This window comes from Endozoicomonas sp. G2_1 (assembly GCF_017744155.1).
In the GTDB taxonomy this organism is placed as follows: domain Bacteria; phylum Pseudomonadota; class Gammaproteobacteria; order Enterobacterales; family Alteromonadaceae; genus JAGHQT01.
On record NZ_JAGHQT010000002.1, the window covers coordinates 325,888 to 341,620 of the forward strand.

Consider the following 15,733-nt stretch of genomic DNA (forward strand, 5'->3'; position numbering starts at 1 on the left):
ACTAGCCATTGCCTTTGAACGCAGACATTAAATCCCACATTGGCGTGAAAATACCAAGCGCCAAAATCATTACCATAGCAGCGACAATTACAATAAGAATTGGTTCTATCTTCGCTGTTAGTGTGCTCAAGTCATAATCGACTTCGCGTTCATAGTAATCACCAACTTCTTCTAGTAATTCGTCTACTCGTCCGGTTTCTTCGCCGACTACGATCATCTGGAGAACTAGTGGCGTAAAGAGTTCACTGGCAACGGCAGCCCTAAGTAAACTCTCACCGCTTTCGATAGCACTGCGCATAGTTAAGATTTTGCCGCGCATAAAGGTATTATCGACAGCATCGGCAACTAAACTCAAGCCAGTCGTCATCGGCACACCAGCCCGCAAAACAATAGCAAAGCTATGAGCAAATCGGGATAAAATAGAACGCTCAATAATACTCCCAACGATTGGCAATTTAGTTTTCAAACGATCCCAGCGATATAAACCATTGACCGTACGCAAGTAATATCTAACGCCAATAATGGCGATAACCAAAAAGCCGAGCATATGCGGCCAGTAATTTAAAAACAAATTGGAGCTCGCAATCAGCGCTTTAGTTGCCCAAGGCAAGTCAGCTCCCAATTTACTAAACAAACTGGAGAATGTTGGAATAACAAAAATATTCAGTACGACAAGAGCAATAGCCAAGGCAATAATGACAAATGATGGATAGCGCAGCGCAGTTTTAATACGCTTTTTGGTTTCCTGCTCACGCTCGAAATAAGTCGCTAACTTAATAAATGAGTCATCGAGCTTACCGGTATTTTCACCAACGTGAATTAGTGAAATAAACAGTGGCGAAAAGAATCTCGGATGCTGGTTTAATGCAGATGACAAGGCGAAGCCATTTTCTAACTGGGTAGCTACTTCAGCCAGCACACTGCGTAACTTAACCGAGCTACTAGACTCGGCTAACCCGTTAATCGCCCTTAATATAGGAACACCTGATTTCATCAAGGCATACATCTGGCGACAAAAAACAATGAGGTCATCAAGTGATACGGGCGCAAAGCCGAGTAAATCACCGATATCAATGTCACCGGCGTTGCCAACTTTTTCTTTGCCTTGCTTAATGTCGGTTGGAATAATTTGCTGGCGCGATAACATTTCAGCAACCGCCGAGATATTGGCAGCTTCAATAGTGCCCTTAACCTGTGTGCCTTGGTTATTGCGACCAACGTAATCAAATGATGCCATTGAAAATTACTGCTCCATCACGTCTGTTGTTTCAGCTAAACGCAGCACTTCTTCAACGCTAGTGACGCCAACTTTAGCATAGTCAAAAGCGGCCAGAGCTAGTGGCTTATAACCTGGGTGCGCCTTCGCGTACTTAGTAAACGATTCACTGTCTTCTCGTTTCAGCGCTGCCATCATAGGCTCATTCATTTCTAATAACTCAAAAACACCAATTCGGCCGCGATAGCCAGTATACTGACAACTTTGACAACCCTTACCTCGTTTGAACGGGTAGTTAATCGCATCTTCGCCCGCCAAATTGCTCAACCATAACTTCTCTTGGTCGTCGAGCTGGTAATCTTGCAAGCAGTTTTCACAGTTTCGGCGTACTAAGCGCTGAGCGATAACCGCTCTGAGAGAACTACCAACTAAAAAGCCAGCGGCCCCCATATCCATTAAGCGCAAGGCGCTAGTAATAGCGTCGTTGGTATGAAGTGTCGATAACACTAAGTGACCGGTTAACGCGCCTCTTAAACCAATTTCTACCGTTTCTTGGTCACGCATCTCACCGACCATAATAATATCGGGATCTTGGCGTAACGCTGTTCTCAATACACTAGAGAAAGTTAAGTCAATCTTGCTACTAACTTGAACCTGATTAACGCGAGGTAAACGATATTCTACCGGATCTTCAGCGGTAATTATCTTTTTACTCGACTGGTTGAGCTCGCTCAACGCACCGTATAAAGTAGTCGTTTTACCACTACCGGTTGGCCCGGTGACTAATACCATGCCATGAGGTCGACTGATTTGATGACGCAAACGGCTGACGATTTCAGCTGGCATACCGGTTTCATCAAGCGACAATAAACCGGCAGACTGGTCGAGTAAACGCATAACCACCGATTCACCGTGCTGAACAGGCATGGTTGACATCCGGACATCGATGCGATGACCTTTAATATCTAAGTGAAAACGGCCATCTTGTGGCAAGCGCTTTTCTGAGATGTCCAAACCCGCCATTAACTTTAAACGCAACACCATAGCGGCAGCTATTTTATTTTCTTTTAAGACGTTTTCTTGTAAGACACCGTCAATACGTTGCCTGATTCTTAGCTTGTTTTCATCCGGTTCGATATGGACGTCAGATGCTCGCATTTGCACGGCATCTTCAAATACCGACTGCAACAACTTACCAACGGTAGCATCACTACTATCGTCTAATAGCGTTGTGGTTAAGTCAAAATCAGAGGTTTGTTGATATTCTTCTTCTAACTGACTGGCGAAAGATTCAATATCAGCCGTGCGGCGATACAAGCTATCAAAAGCATCATAGAGCTGAGACTCCATAACAACCGCTAGTTCGATACGCTTTGGTGCCAACATTTGTTCAAGCTGATCTAAACCGTTTAAGTCAGCTGGATCACTCATGCCAATTAAAACACTATCACCCAGATCTTCAATAACGATAGCTCTCAAACGGCGAGCGTGTACTTCTGACAACAGTGAGGCAACTTCTGGAGGAATTCGACGCTGGCTAATATCTAAAAATGGTACATCCAATTGCTGAGCAAGGAATTCGAGCAATTGACGTTCGCTAATACTGCCCAACTCAATCAGAGTATCACCAAGTTTACGGCCGGTAGACTTTTGCGCATTTAGCGCCTGCATCAGCTGTTCATTGGTGATGATGTGCTCGTGAACAAGCAAATCACCTAAACGCATTTTTAATTTAGGGGCTGCCATCCTACTCTCCTAATTCCTGTAACCGCTGCTTGGCAAAGTTTAATGTCGTTGCTGATAAACCGCCTTGTTGAACTGCTTGCTTGTATGCTAATAACGCTTGTTCAAACTGGCTGTCACTATCATATGCCACTGCTAAACCGAGTAACCACTTTGCTTGTTGAGGTTGCGCTTGCATCAGAAACTGATAAGCCTCAATTGCCGCATTAAATTGCTGGCTCTGTTGTGCAGCATTAGCCAATAATGCTTGATAGTCAACATTTGGCGTTTGCGCTTTTTCTATGAGTACGTCGTAGGCAGCGCGAAAGTTGCCCTGACGCTGAAAAATTCTCGCTTGCATCAGACGAAATTCGATATTATTCGGAGCTTGCGAAATTCCTTGCTGTAACAGGTTAACTGCTGCTTGATAGTCTTGTCGACCAAACCACAAGGCCGCCAATTGCTGTCTTGCTAGATTGTTTTGTGGTGTTAATAGCAAGACTTCTTCAAATAAACTCTCTGCTTTTTGCACTTGGTTAAGTAAGAGCGCTTGCTCTGCCTGTTTAAACTTCTGCTCTGCCAGCTCTGGCGCAGATAATTGACGGCGAGCGATGGACATTGTTGCTTTAGGCTCAGCTGTTTTGGACATAGTCGCGTTAGGCTTAGCCGTTTGCTCTACTACTGGAGTGTTAGCCTCTGATGTCTCCTGAGCCATTACTTCTGCCTCGCCATCGATTTTCCGTTCAACTGGGCGAGTGTTACTTATTTGCTCATTGTTACTGATCTGCTCGGGCGCTTGTTCCGCCATTTCAACCTTGTATTCGTTACTCGATGTTACAACGTCTACAGGTTCGGCTTTTGGCTCAATTTGATTACTCTCAACTACTGGTTGAGCTGACGGTGGAGGCGTCTGCGCAAGTTTTTTGCTCTCGAGTTCAGGTGATGAAACACTAGTCGTTTCAGTTTGCATTGGCACTTGCTGTGTTTGCGCTAACTGCTCAGTCAGCTGTTTGTTTTGCTGATCCATTTGCCACAATGAAAAAGCAACAAAGGCGCAAACAACCGTGATTAATACTGCAATTATTATTGGCTTGGTGCTAGATTTGACAGATGCCTGATAAACTGGTGCTTGCTCTTGCCCGGCAACCGTCTGAGGTTTGCGCTCGTCTAAATCTTTGAGCATTTGATTAATCACGCTCATAACAAACCTCCATATTGCCAGTAAGCAGCACTAGCAATTGCTGCTACAAACGAAAAAGCAACCAGCCATACAGCGTAGTTGGTGATTGCCGTCGCATCTTGAGTATCTTTAATCGCGCTGGTTAAATGCTTGCTCGACAACTGATAACTTCCTTGACCATAAGCTAGCATCAGCATTTTATGCGCTAAAATATTCACTAAGCGCGGAATACCACGACTGGCATAGGCAATCTTTTTCGCTAGCGACTGGCTAAACAACGCGGGTCCTTTGTAGCCAGCAACCGACATGCGATGATTGACATATTGAATCACTTCTTGTTTAGTCATGGGTCTCAATTGATACGAAAAAGTAATGCGCTGCCTCAATTGTCGAAACTGCTGTGTAGATAGTCTTTGTTCCAATTCTGGTTGAGCAAACAAGACCACTTGTAACAACTTGCGACTTTCGGTTTCAAGGTTAGTAAACAATCGCAACGCCTCTAAGCTCTCTTCTGGCAATGCTTGTGCTTCGTCTAAAATCAATACCACAGAATGACCACGACTATGAAGTTCTAGCAATCGCTCTTGGATACGCTGGGTTAGCAACTGCAGTGACATCCGCTGCGCTTGTTTAACACCAAGTTCTTGTGCGACTGCCCTTCTTAATTCATCAGGCTTTAGATAAGGGTTAGGAATATAGGCAGTGACAAAATGATCGGGGATTTCGTTAAGCAATTTTCGGCACAAGAGTGTTTTACCAGTGCCCACTTCACCAACTACCTTGATAAATCCCTCACCTGTTTTTAACGCAGTTAGCAAGACTGCTAGCGCCTCGTTGTGAGGCGCTAAACCAACAAAAAAGCTGGTATTAGGTGTTAATGTGAAAGGCAATTCAGTTAAGCCAAAGTGATATAAATACATTGCCTTTTATAGTTACTATTGCTGTTCAGGAAACCACTGCTTTAATAAGCTACGAGCGTCTTTAAGTTGATCACGCCAAGTGTTTTGACCAACCACAACAGGTTTTAACATAATCACTAACTCGTGCTTAGTGGTGCCATTGCTCTTACTCTTAAATAGCTCGCCAACCACCGGAATATCGCCCAGCAGCGGTGTTTTTGATTCGCTGTCTTGTTTGCGGGTTTCAATCAAGCCACCAATCACGACAATTTCACCCGATTTCGCTTTCACGACAGTGTCTGACTCGCGAACACTGCTTTGCGCTAGCGGTAAAATAATATCATCGTTGTCAAAACGAATTGTTTTATTTTGTTCACGAGTTACGGTCACTGACGGATGAACGTGCAAAATCACTTCACCTTGCTCGTCGATCTGTGGGGTAACATCCAAGGCGATACCGGAGAAAAACGGAGTCAGCTCAATTTCTGGTGTTGTCGTGGTAGTGGTACCTGTAGTGGTTGTACTCGATACCTCAGTAACGAAATACTCATCTTCGCCAACTTTAATAATCGCTTTTTGGTTATTGGTTGCCGTTATCCGAGGGCTAGAAAGTACCTGAACATTACCTTGAGTTTGCAGCAAGTTAATAACCCCGGCAAAATCTTGGTTGGTAAAGCTAATCGCACTGGTTCCGCCAATGGTTGATGAAATTGCATTGCCAGCAATTTGGCCAGTTGTACTGAAACCGATATCTGTGCTGCCGATATGACCTGCAACTCGGGTCCAATTAACACCCTGTTGGTAATCGTCATTCAATGTTACTTCAAGAATTTTTGCTTCAATCACCACTTGACGACGCAAGTGATCTTGAGAGTCATTCAAGAACTTTTTAATCGCTTCGATTTCTCTTGGCAAGGCGCGCACTGTCACTAAACCCGCCTGAGGTGAAACAATCACTGAACGACCCGCTTCGTCACCGACTAAGGTTTCTAAGGTTTCTTCTAGCTCAGTCCAAAGATCTGACTCATTTTCAGTTTGAATATTAATGCCGCTGCCGCCGTTGTTATTGCGCGAATTACCAGCATTATTGTTACCGCCACCGCCATTATTGGCGCGGTTGCCGTTATTATTATTGTTGTTGCCGCCATTACCGCCGTTATTTGGGTCGTTTTCAGAAACACCACCCGAATTTATGCTACTGCTCGAAAAGCCAAAGCGTTTTATAAACAAGTAATCTAGGGCTATTGTTTCAGTGCGAATACCTGACGGATAAACTTGGATAACGCGACCTTGCTGACGAATGTCGTAACCGTAGAGCTCTCGAACAACGTTCAGCACTTCCTGCATGGTAACAGCTTTTAAATTCAAGCTTATCACGCCACTTACTGAAGGGTGTACGGCGATACTGTATGGTGAATCATCAACCAAAGCGGCAAAAAACGCGTGGGCATCAACATTGTTGGCCGCAATTTCTAAACGTTTTTCTGTTAACAAACCCTGTTTAGCATCGGCTAAGCTTTGTTGTGCAAGTTCTTGTTGCACTGAGCTAGGTACATAACTCAAAGGTTTTGGCGCTTTCTTGACACTGCCTTCTTCAATCGCTTGATCTAGTGCATTTTGAATATCTTTAGGCGCATCAGGCACGCTCTGGCAGCCAAATAAACTAACAGCCATCGCACATAAACTAGCACGAAGAAGAAACGGCTTATTGAATTTCGTTGTTATCATTTTGATTCTGCCACCACATCGGAAAAAATAGTTAGTGTAAGTTGCTCTGTTGGGCCAGCCATAGTCACGGAGTTGTCATTAATTTTAATGAGCTGGTATTGGCCAATTCGATCGCCAGTGGTCATTAATTTACCGCTAATAATGACCTTAGTCTGATTTTTCTGGCTAATAATGGATTGCAATACCAACTGTTTGTTAACCGCAACTGCTTTGCTCTGATTAGTTGCACCGCCAACTAAAGGGCGAGTAGGGTCCAAACCATTAGCAAACGTTGATTTCACGCTCACTAACATTAGCAATAATGCTGTTGTGATCTGTTTACTAAACACCAATAAACTCCTTATCAGTACTTAAGCTATATATCTCTACATGCAGCTCACTGGTTGGGTACTCGGTCAACTGGTAATCAAAGTTTTGCCAGTAAAACTTCCATTTCAATTCTTGTAACTGCGCTAAATAATCGCGCAATTGGAAATAGTTGCCTTGTAAACTCAACTTAATACCGTGACGGTACAACTGCAGTGTTTGCGCTTGAGATGATGTCGCTGCTTGGCCTGTTTGATTATCCTCACCTTCAACTGATGCAGTATTGCTTGCGGTATCATTAGCATCTGCTGAGCCATTAACATCTGCTAGTTCAAATGGCTGCGCAGGTAACACTTCAAAGGCCAACAATTTAACCCCTTTTTGTACCTTAAGCAGCTCCACTAGGGCATATCGCATTTCAACGGGGTTAATTAACTCAGATGTTAACGCCAATAAGTCTTGGTCAAGTGCTGACAACTGAGCTTCTAGGTCAGCTTTCTTATCATTGAGCGCTCTGTTTGGATCTGCTGTCAGCGAATCACTCAACAGGACAATTGAGTTGTCAGTATTGCGACCATCCATTTCCAACTGTTTAATTTGCGCTTTCGCTTGCGTAATATCTTTTAATGCGGGTTCTACTAAAAACGTAAAAACCACCATAAACACGGCAACCACACCCGTACCCAAAATGAGGTATTGTTCACGTGGGCTAAGTGCTAAATATTTCGCTGAGTATTCTTGCCACTGCGACATTACTGGCCCTCGCTACTAGTCACTAGTTGATGATCTGAACTAACAGAAAAATCAATATATCCCTGCTCGTTTTCAACTAAACTCATTTGGCTAAAACGCTGACCAGATAACAACGCTGAGTGCTCGAAACCCGCTAACCAAACAGGCACGGCATTTGGGTTTTTCGCCAAACCACTAAATAACATTTGCTGACCTTGAATCAAGACTCTGGTTAAACTGACATCTCGGTGATGATTGTCTGATAACTCAGTCATCGCTTCGGCAAAACCAGCAACAGACAATTGCGAGCTATCGGTTAAATGAGCTCTAAGCGCTTGTTTGTTGTCTAAGACCAAATTTAAGGTCGCAACTTCTTCTTGCAGTCTAGGATCTAATTTACGCTCTTTAATCGCTTGCTCTAGCTCACTTAACTGAGTTTTTTTAGCTTCGTTATCGAAACTCAAGCGCGCAACGCGATCTGAGTAACTCGACAGTTGGCTGTTGCTAAGCAGGTACCAAGCAATCATCGAAAGAGCTAATAAAAGCCACACGCCGACCATTTTACCAAGCGTTAAAAACGCAGGTTTCGCGATTAATTCAGGCTGTAATAGATTAACGGTATACTTAGACATTCGCTTCATCCTTTGCTGGCATTTGCGATAATTTTACCGCACCTAAACTGGCGGCAAACTGTCTTTCATTTTGGTAAGGTTCAGGAAGGTCTAATAACTCAACGGATAAATTACTGTTTTCGGACAATTTTCTGGCAACAAAAGATTCGGCTTTAATAGGTAGTAATACTTTAATGGCTTTAATCGGCGCTTGTTTGAGTTGACGCTCAAAGTAGTCTGTAGAACGTTGAATTTCCAAGCTTAAGTTGTCTATTGTGCCAAAGCTAAGCTCGTCTTCCGTTTTATTGCCAATTTGAGCATGCCCTCTCAAACGACGATGAAAGTACAAAATACCTTGTTTGACTATCAAAATTAACACTTCTTGATTCGGCTGCTGACAAACCAATAAATGAGCATCATCTGATGGTGGTACCAAGGCAGCAAAAGCAAATTCTTCAGTCGAGATTTGTGCAAGATTAATACTGGTATGGCTAAACTGCTCAACAAAGCTAGCTAATAAATTCTTGGGAGCACAAACAACGTTCAGTTTTTCTTGCCCAACTTGCATTTTAGGGCCATCGAAATAATCTAACACCAATTGTTCTGGGCTATATGAGACTAATTCTTTCACTTGCCATTTTAAGGCAGCGCGCAATTCTTGCTCTGGTACTTTAGGCTTATCAATTTGAACTATTTGATAATTATTGGCATTGAGTACTAAATTAGCTTGAGCATTGACGTGTAATTCGTGTTGAAGAGCTTGAACAGCTTCGCGGTAGTCGTTACTTGTCGTAGCAAATTTGTGACACTGACTATCGCCACGTTCAGGCTGATAACACACCGACATGGATTGTTGGCCTAATGCCAAACCTAGTAAGTCGTTTGACTTACTACCTGAGAACCATTGACGAACCTTTGTAGTAACTGACATTTCTCGATATTATTATTGAATATAAGTTGTTGTAATTGCTAAGCAACAAAAGAGCCAACGACTCCATCATCTAACAACTGTAGAGTCCTTCGCTGTACCGAGCTTAGTAACAAATAGCGCACTGTCAGTGTTCATTATCCCTAATTCACATACTGGCGCAAGTTTTTTCACATTTTTTATACATAAATTCCTATTTATTTTATGAGCTTACCATCCCCTCTTAGTCGACTAAAATTGCCAATTTTTGACCAAAAACAGCTCAGTGTTTACGTCAAGCGAGATGATTTAATTCACCCGATCATTTCCGGAAACAAGTGGCGCAAACTATCGGGCAGTTTACGCTACGCTAAAGCACATGGGTTAAAAGGGCTAGTCAGCTTTGGTGGCGCCTACTCTAATCACATTCACGCCCTAGCGTACGCCTGCCAGCAAGACAACTTGGCATCGATTGGTATCATTCGCGGCAGGCCTGAGTACAGCAATAACTTTACACTATCAATGGCGCGTAGCTGGGGGATGTCACTCCAATTTGTCAGTCACCTCGAATACAAACAACGCGCACAGCGCGACTATCTAGAGCAGCTACAAAAAACCTATCCAGATCATTTGATCGTGCCAGAAGGAGGCAGCCATCAGTTAGCACTTTATGGTGTCGCCGAGGTCATTACCGAGCTCGAACAGCAAATAGATTATCAGCACATACTATTACCGGTCGGCAGCGGCGGCACTATTGCTGGTCTGATTAAACAGGATAACAATCAACACAATATTCTTGGTGTTGCCGTTTTAAAACAAGCGAGTTATCTAAATCAAGAAATAGAAAACTTACTCGGGCGAGTTAAAACAAGCCATTGCCGTTGGCAACTGCTAACCGAGTACCACGGCGGTGGTTATGCCAAATTCAGTGAAACAGCAGTTCAACAACTCGTTGCCTACAACAAACAAAGCGGTATCACTTTTGAGCCAATTTATTCTGGTAAAATGTTACTCGCGACAATCGAACTCGCCGAGCAAAATTATTTCGCAGCAGGTGATACCATAATACTGCTTCACACCGGTGGTTTACAGGGAATTGGCGGTTTACTAGAACAGGGACGTATAGCTAAAAATGATTGGTCAGTGCCAAATTTCAACTAAGCCAAGTCAACTTGGTAGCCATTTGAATTGGTGGCCTACCGGAAGTAGCACCACCGATACATTCTTACTGGCCAGCTGACGCTTTTACTTGCGCAAAATGCTCAATCACTTCGGCAATTTCATCTTGCATTTGAGCCCGTAACGTTGGGTTGTCCTGACCTTTAGTCAACACAACTACCGTTGCCGGGTGCACTAATAAATCTTTAGCGTGATAACACTCCGCCGCTTCAACTTTTGGCAATTTACCGTCGGCATGATAATCGCGTTCAATGGCTTCTAGCGACAAGGTCACCATATTGTCAGCAGCAGATAAGGCCGCATCTAAATAAGCATCACATTTGGCTTGTTTGGCGGTCACTAAAGGTAGAATTTGTTTCGATAAGGTCACTAAACCAGAGGCAGAACGCTCAATTTGCGTTAAGTTACCTTCTTTAATCAGTTTTTGAGTGTTTTCGGCTTCGGATTGGTATTGAGACCAAACGTCATCACTGGCTTCGTTTGAGTTACAGGCAGATAAGGTAAAACCAAGCAAACTGGCTAATGCTAAATGGCGGTATTTCATTGTGCTTCCTTTAACATGGAGAAGAATAATGCCCTATGATAGAGCAAAAAGGCAAAGAAGCAAATGATAATTATTATCAAATAAATATTAGAGCGATCACCTATTAAACATATGAATTATTATTTATAACCAGAGCTAGTCTTGTATCGCCATTGGTAAAACGCTTGGCTCGCCTGATTCAAGATCTATATATAACAAACCTAATTTTAAAGTACGTTTAAGTAACCCCTCTTCAATAAGATCTGCAGTATTTTCAGCTCCTAATAGTCGTAATGATACAATAACCATTTTGAACCAATCTGTAGAAAATTGTAAAAAACTTCCCATAGATTTTCTGTCTAATTGTAAATCGCCTCCCACACCCGTTACTTTTATTCCAAGCCATACTATGACTTCATTGTGCTGCTTCCCAATAGCAACCATATCATTGTTATATTCGCCACCGTAACAACCAGGTAGGACTTGCATGTCATTTTGTTCTGCTATTCTTTTGAATAAATCAGTTCTTTTGATAGCGTCATCAGAAAATTCATTCATAAAGTAGTGTAGCGGAAAATTCGTTTTGTCATTGGCCTGCACGAGATTTTTCCTTGAAAATATACTTTTGAAATTCATTGTCATCAAACGCCTTAATCGATTTAATCAAAAACTATAATGTAGAGTAATATCTAGACACACCATTATATACTGCGCTCTTTTTCTTCACTGAATCGCGCTATAGTGTTCATCCTCGGCTCAGGCATCCTGCTTCGCTCTACTTCGTATTTCCATATACTCGTAAACATAAATACTGCTCCTAGTCATCTGACGTATATGGATATACTAATGCCTTGGTAGTCATGGACGACGAGAAAGGCCTTGGCTTCGCAGTATAAATATATCCATGTATAAAAAAACGCCGCAAGTGCGGCGTTTTTTCAACTCAATAGTGATTAACTATTAAGCTTGTGCAATAACAACAACTTTAACGTTAGTGTCAACGTCAGTGTGTAAGTGAATTGCAATATCAAATTCGCCAGTTTCGCGAATAGTACCTAAAGGCATACGTACTTCTGATTTAGCTACTTCAACACCAGCAGCCGTGATTGCATCAGCAATGTCACGAGTACCGATTGAGCCAAATAGTTTACCTTCATCACCAGCTTTAGAAGCGATAGTCACTTCACCAAGCTCAGCAACTTTAGCAGCACGTGCTTGAGCAGCAGCTAACTCGTCAGCTAGCTTCTTCTCAAGGTCAGCACGACGAGCTTCAAAGTGCTCAACGTTAGCTTTTGATGCGAATACTGCCTTACCTTTTGGTAATAAATAGTTACGCGCGTAACCAGACTTAACAGTTACCTTGTCACCAAGGCCGCCTAATTTGGCGATTTTATCAAGAAGAATGACTTCCATTTTGAAAACCCCTTAGTAGGTTACTTGTGTAAATCTGTATAAGGTAATAATGATAAGTAACGAGCACGCTTGATCGCACGACCAAGTTGACGTTGATACTTAGCACTGGTACCAGTAATACGGCTAGGAACGATTTTACCACTTTCAGTGATATAGTTTTTTAACGTAGCGATATCTTTGTAATCAATTTCGCTAGCGCCTTCCGCTGAAAAGCGGCAGAACTTACGACGTCTAAAAAAACGTGACATGGGATTTCTCCTAAATAATCATTTCAATGTGCTGAGCATGCAATACCAATAATGATTGACCATTTCGGCTTTCGTGGCGGTTAATAAAACCCGACACTTTAATTTTGCTGCCCTGCGCTAATTCACGAGTTAATTGTTGTGACCATTCACCCGTTGCCACCACTTGCATTCTGGCATAGGCCTGACGTCTTAAATCAGCTTCTAGTTGAATTGAACGGTGTTCAATTGAAAACTGACAATGACTAATGCCTGCGGGGCTGGTTGATAATTTAGGGGCTTTAACCACCTCACCAACCAAAACTAGGTTATTCTCTATTGCTAAAGAATCAGTCACAGATTACTAATTATTCGCTAGCAGCTTCTTCTGCTTTCTCAGCAGGAGCTTCAGCTGGCGCAGCAACCTCTTTCTTAACTTCGCGACGGTCTTCTTTAGCAGCAGCCATAGGTGATGCTTCAGTTACCGCGCCTTTCGTGCGCATGATCATGTTACGAATAACAACATCGTTATAACGGAAAGAAGTTTCTAGTTCATCAATAACTGCTTGCGGCGCTTCAACGTTCATTAAAACGTAGTGTGCTTTGTGCAATTTGTTGATTGGGTATGCTAATTGACGACGCCCCCAGTCTTCTAAACGGTTGATAGTACCGTCAGCACCAGTGATCATGTCAGAATAACGCTGGATCATACCAGGTACTTGTTCACTCTGATCAGGGTGAACCATAAATACGATTTCGTAATGACGCATTACGAGCTCCTTACGGTTGTAGCCTCGTAGCTGGCTCAGCCATTACCAGTATTGAGACAAGGAACAAAAATATTACGGCTGATTTAAGGTCGCGTATTGTAGGGAAAACAAGCAAAAAAGGCAAGTCTCAATATTTAACCTAACTAACATTAATAATGATTAGGTAAAAAGAGTGCTCATACGGGATGATCAGCACTCTGTTCAGAGAAAATTAAATTGCGACCGTGTGCTTTCGCACGGTACAAAGCCTTGTCTGCCTGATTTAACAGGGAATCACTGCGCGCACCATTACACGGGATACTAGAAGCGATACCGGCACTGATAGTGACTGAAAAAACATCTTCATTGTGTTCGATGAGCTTTTCAGCCATGACTGTTCGCAACTGTTCAGTCAATGCAAATACTTGATCATGGCCAATATTGGGAATCACTACCGCGAACTCTTCTCCACCGATTCTAGCAATCACGTCAGTTTCTCGTTGAAAAACCTTCGACATCATTCTTGCCAGCTGTTTAATCACTTCATCGCCAGCTGGATGACCATATTGGTCGTTAATCCGTTTGAAGTGATCGATATCAACCAAAATTAAGGTTAACGTTTGTTGCTGCCTGAGTTGGTGATACCACATGTGATCAACGTATTGGTCAAAGTAACGGCGGTTATAAACACTAGTCAAACCGTCTTTATTTGACAGCTCCTGCAGTGCTTGCGCTTGTTCAATTTTCTCCTGATATTCTTTATTGAGTTGCTGACCTTGAAAAAACATGTAAATGGCGTAAAAGACAAGCATCCCCGCCTCTAATTTAGCCTCGACAGTCGTGGCGAAAAGAGGCACAACAACAATTGGAATTAACGTATTAGCAGCGATATAAGCTCGGTATAGGTTCTTGTTTAACGCATATGTCACGGTACCACTGCTAATAAAAGCAAACATTGCCATAAAAACATATAACAACAGAGGCATAAATGCGGGAAGGAACATCGAAAACGCAAATATTGTACTGAATAAAATGCAAGGTAGAACAACATTTGCGCTCAATAAGCCCCACCACAACGAATGACTGTAACCTTTGATTTGTGTTGAATAGCGATAAAAGATTAAACGGGTGAGACCAAGTAAGAAAAAAGCGGCGACAATACTATAAAACCAAAGAGGTTGTGTTTGATAAAAGTCAGTACCAACACCGATGGCAAGCCAACCCAATAGATAAATATAGGTGCCGTTAAGTGTTCTGCGCTCTATGTCTTGTTCTATTTGTTGACAAATTTCAGGGTAAAGAGCAGTCACTAGTCTACTCCGTTAACAGAGCAGACAAGCTCATTAATGATTTGATAAAAGTTTCTGCATTAGCGTTGTCATCCTTAACGCCGCATAATTGTTGACTATTGGTACTACATAAACTGCAAGTCACGAAAACGTCCTGTCATGTTGGAATGGCCGTTCAAGCATATGCCGAAGTGACACAAATTTAAAGTGTTTTATGCAAACAATAATAAATATTTATTTTATTTATCAGTTAATTAGTAGTAAAAAATAGTTTTACACAGGTACCAAAAGCACCTAATTCAAACGCTGCCTAACAATTTCGAACAAGCAAATTCCGGTCGCGACGGAAACATTCAAACTAGAGACACTACCAGCCATAGGCAATTTAACTAACTGATCACAGTGCTCACGCGTTAAACGGCGCATACCCTTGCCTTCTGCCCCCATAACGAGTGCCATCGGCCCTTTCAATTCAACATCGTAAAGAGAAGTGTCGGTTTCTCCGGCTGTGCCGATAATCCAAACCCCCATTTGCTGCAGTGTTTTCATGGTTCTGGCCAAGTTAGTCACTTGTACCAGTGGCACTGTTTCAGCCGCACCCACGGCGACTTTGCGCACCGTGGCAGTTAAACGGGCGGCATTGTCTTTCGGGACAATAATCGCCTGAACACCGGCGGCGTCTGCGTTGCGCAAACAAGCGCCCAAATTATGTGGGTCAGTAACACCGTCTAAAATCAAAAAGAACGGTGTTTGGTCACGGCGTTCAGCTTCGGCAACAATATCGTCAAGGTCGGCTTCGGTGAAGGTTTTACCTGGTGTGACCCGCGCGACAACACCTTGGTGCTGCTCACCTTGTGCTTTATCATCTAACACTTTTCGGTTGACCAATTGCACCGGCATTTTGTATTTGCGCGCTAAATTAATAATCGGCATTAGGCGCTCATCGTCTCGGCCTTTTAACAACCAAAGCTCAATAAAGCGCTCAGGCGCTCGTTTGATCAAAGCATTAACTGCGTGAATACCAATGACTAATTCATCTTTTTTCGACATAAATT

18 protein-coding genes are annotated in these 15,733 nt (G+C 42.8%); 1 reads left to right on the forward strand and 17 read right to left on the reverse strand.

What is annotated here, in order from left to right; translation table 11 throughout:
• Position 1: 1 nt before the first annotated feature.
• The 9 genes from J7384_RS04525 to J7384_RS04565 are packed head-to-tail and all read right to left on the reverse strand — an operon-like array spanning position 2 to position 9,325.
• A complete protein-coding gene (locus tag J7384_RS04525; protein ID WP_209111680.1) occupies positions 2 to 1,237 on the reverse strand; it encodes a type II secretion system F family protein in 1,236 nt (411 codons plus the stop codon).
• A gap of 6 nt (positions 1,238 to 1,243) precedes the next feature.
• The gene (locus J7384_RS04530) at positions 1,244 to 2,962 is read right to left on the reverse strand and encodes a GspE/PulE family protein (protein WP_209111681.1); all 1,719 of its coding nucleotides are present in this window, start codon (positions 2,960 to 2,962) and stop codon (positions 1,244 to 1,246) included.
• A 1-nt stretch (position 2,963) separates the two neighbouring features.
• Positions 2,964 to 4,139 (reverse strand): tetratricopeptide repeat protein, encoded by a 1,176-nt coding sequence (locus J7384_RS04535; RefSeq protein WP_209111682.1) that lies wholly within the window; start codon positions 4,137 to 4,139, stop codon positions 2,964 to 2,966.
• Complete coding sequence (locus tag J7384_RS04540) at positions 4,136 to 5,038, reverse strand: AAA family ATPase (protein WP_209111683.1); 903 nt, start codon at positions 5,036 to 5,038, stop codon at positions 4,136 to 4,138. The genes J7384_RS04535 and J7384_RS04540 overlap by 4 nt, the downstream gene beginning before the upstream one ends.
• Positions 5,039 to 5,053: 15 nt before the next feature.
• Complete coding sequence (mshL, locus tag J7384_RS04545) at positions 5,054 to 6,745, reverse strand: pilus (MSHA type) biogenesis protein MshL (RefSeq protein ID WP_209111684.1); 1,692 nt, start codon at positions 6,743 to 6,745, stop codon at positions 5,054 to 5,056.
• Positions 6,742 to 7,074 carry a hypothetical protein gene (locus J7384_RS04550; protein ID WP_209111685.1) on the reverse strand — a complete coding sequence of 111 codons (333 nt, stop codon included), beginning with the start codon at positions 7,072 to 7,074 and terminating at the stop codon, positions 6,742 to 6,744. The genes mshL and J7384_RS04550 overlap by 4 nt, the downstream gene beginning before the upstream one ends.
• Positions 7,067 to 7,804, reverse strand: coding sequence for a type II secretion system protein GspM (gene gspM / locus J7384_RS04555; RefSeq protein ID WP_209111686.1), 738 nt, complete (start codon positions 7,802 to 7,804; stop codon positions 7,067 to 7,069). Before gspM ends, J7384_RS04550 begins: the two co-directional genes overlap by 8 nt.
• Complete coding sequence (locus J7384_RS04560) at positions 7,804 to 8,415, reverse strand: PilN domain-containing protein (protein WP_209111687.1); 612 nt, start codon at positions 8,413 to 8,415, stop codon at positions 7,804 to 7,806. Before J7384_RS04560 ends, gspM begins: the two co-directional genes overlap by 1 nt.
• On the reverse strand, positions 8,408 to 9,325 hold the full coding sequence (locus J7384_RS04565) for a hypothetical protein (protein WP_209111688.1): 918 nt from the start codon (positions 9,323 to 9,325) through the stop codon (positions 8,408 to 8,410). Before J7384_RS04565 ends, J7384_RS04560 begins: the two co-directional genes overlap by 8 nt.
• 234 nt (positions 9,326 to 9,559) lie before the next feature.
• On the opposite strand from J7384_RS04565, the gene J7384_RS04570 reads away from it, so the two are divergent.
• Positions 9,560 to 10,462, forward strand: a complete 903-nt coding sequence (locus J7384_RS04570; RefSeq protein ID WP_209111689.1) for a pyridoxal-phosphate dependent enzyme — start codon at positions 9,560 to 9,562, stop codon at positions 10,460 to 10,462.
• 64 nt (positions 10,463 to 10,526) lie between these two features.
• Here J7384_RS04570 and J7384_RS04575 read toward each other — a convergent pair whose 3' ends face one another.
• The 8 genes from J7384_RS04575 to rlmB all read right to left on the reverse strand — a co-directional run bounded on the left by J7384_RS04575 (position 10,527) and on the right by rlmB (position 15,728).
• The gene (locus J7384_RS04575; RefSeq protein WP_209111690.1) at positions 10,527 to 11,024 is read right to left on the reverse strand and encodes a hypothetical protein; all 498 of its coding nucleotides are present in this window, start codon (positions 11,022 to 11,024) and stop codon (positions 10,527 to 10,529) included.
• Positions 11,025 to 11,159: 135 nt separating this feature from the next.
• Positions 11,160 to 11,603 carry a hypothetical protein gene (locus J7384_RS04580; protein ID WP_209111691.1) on the reverse strand — a complete coding sequence of 148 codons (444 nt, stop codon included), beginning with the start codon at positions 11,601 to 11,603 and terminating at the stop codon, positions 11,160 to 11,162.
• A gap of 360 nt (positions 11,604 to 11,963) precedes the next feature.
• Entirely contained in the window at positions 11,964 to 12,416 is a 453-nt protein-coding gene (gene rplI / locus J7384_RS04585) for a 50S ribosomal protein L9 (protein WP_209111692.1), read from the reverse strand.
• 20 nt (positions 12,417 to 12,436) lie between these two features.
• The gene (gene rpsR / locus J7384_RS04590) at positions 12,437 to 12,664 is read right to left on the reverse strand and encodes a 30S ribosomal protein S18 (protein WP_209111693.1); all 228 of its coding nucleotides are present in this window, start codon (positions 12,662 to 12,664) and stop codon (positions 12,437 to 12,439) included.
• A gap of 10 nt (positions 12,665 to 12,674) precedes the next feature.
• Positions 12,675 to 12,998 (reverse strand): primosomal replication protein N, encoded by a 324-nt coding sequence (gene priB, locus J7384_RS04595; RefSeq protein WP_348523840.1) that lies wholly within the window; start codon positions 12,996 to 12,998, stop codon positions 12,675 to 12,677.
• 10 nt (positions 12,999 to 13,008) lie between these two features.
• Complete coding sequence (gene rpsF, locus J7384_RS04600; RefSeq protein ID WP_209111694.1) at positions 13,009 to 13,410, reverse strand: 30S ribosomal protein S6; 402 nt, start codon at positions 13,408 to 13,410, stop codon at positions 13,009 to 13,011.
• 176 nt (positions 13,411 to 13,586) lie between these two features.
• Complete coding sequence (locus J7384_RS19650; RefSeq protein ID WP_209111695.1) at positions 13,587 to 14,699, reverse strand: GGDEF domain-containing protein; 1,113 nt, start codon at positions 14,697 to 14,699, stop codon at positions 13,587 to 13,589.
• 273 nt (positions 14,700 to 14,972) lie between these two features.
• Complete coding sequence (gene rlmB, locus J7384_RS04610; protein ID WP_209111696.1) at positions 14,973 to 15,728, reverse strand: 23S rRNA (guanosine(2251)-2'-O)-methyltransferase RlmB; 756 nt, start codon at positions 15,726 to 15,728, stop codon at positions 14,973 to 14,975.
• Between the last annotated feature and the right edge of the window lie 5 nt (positions 15,729 to 15,733).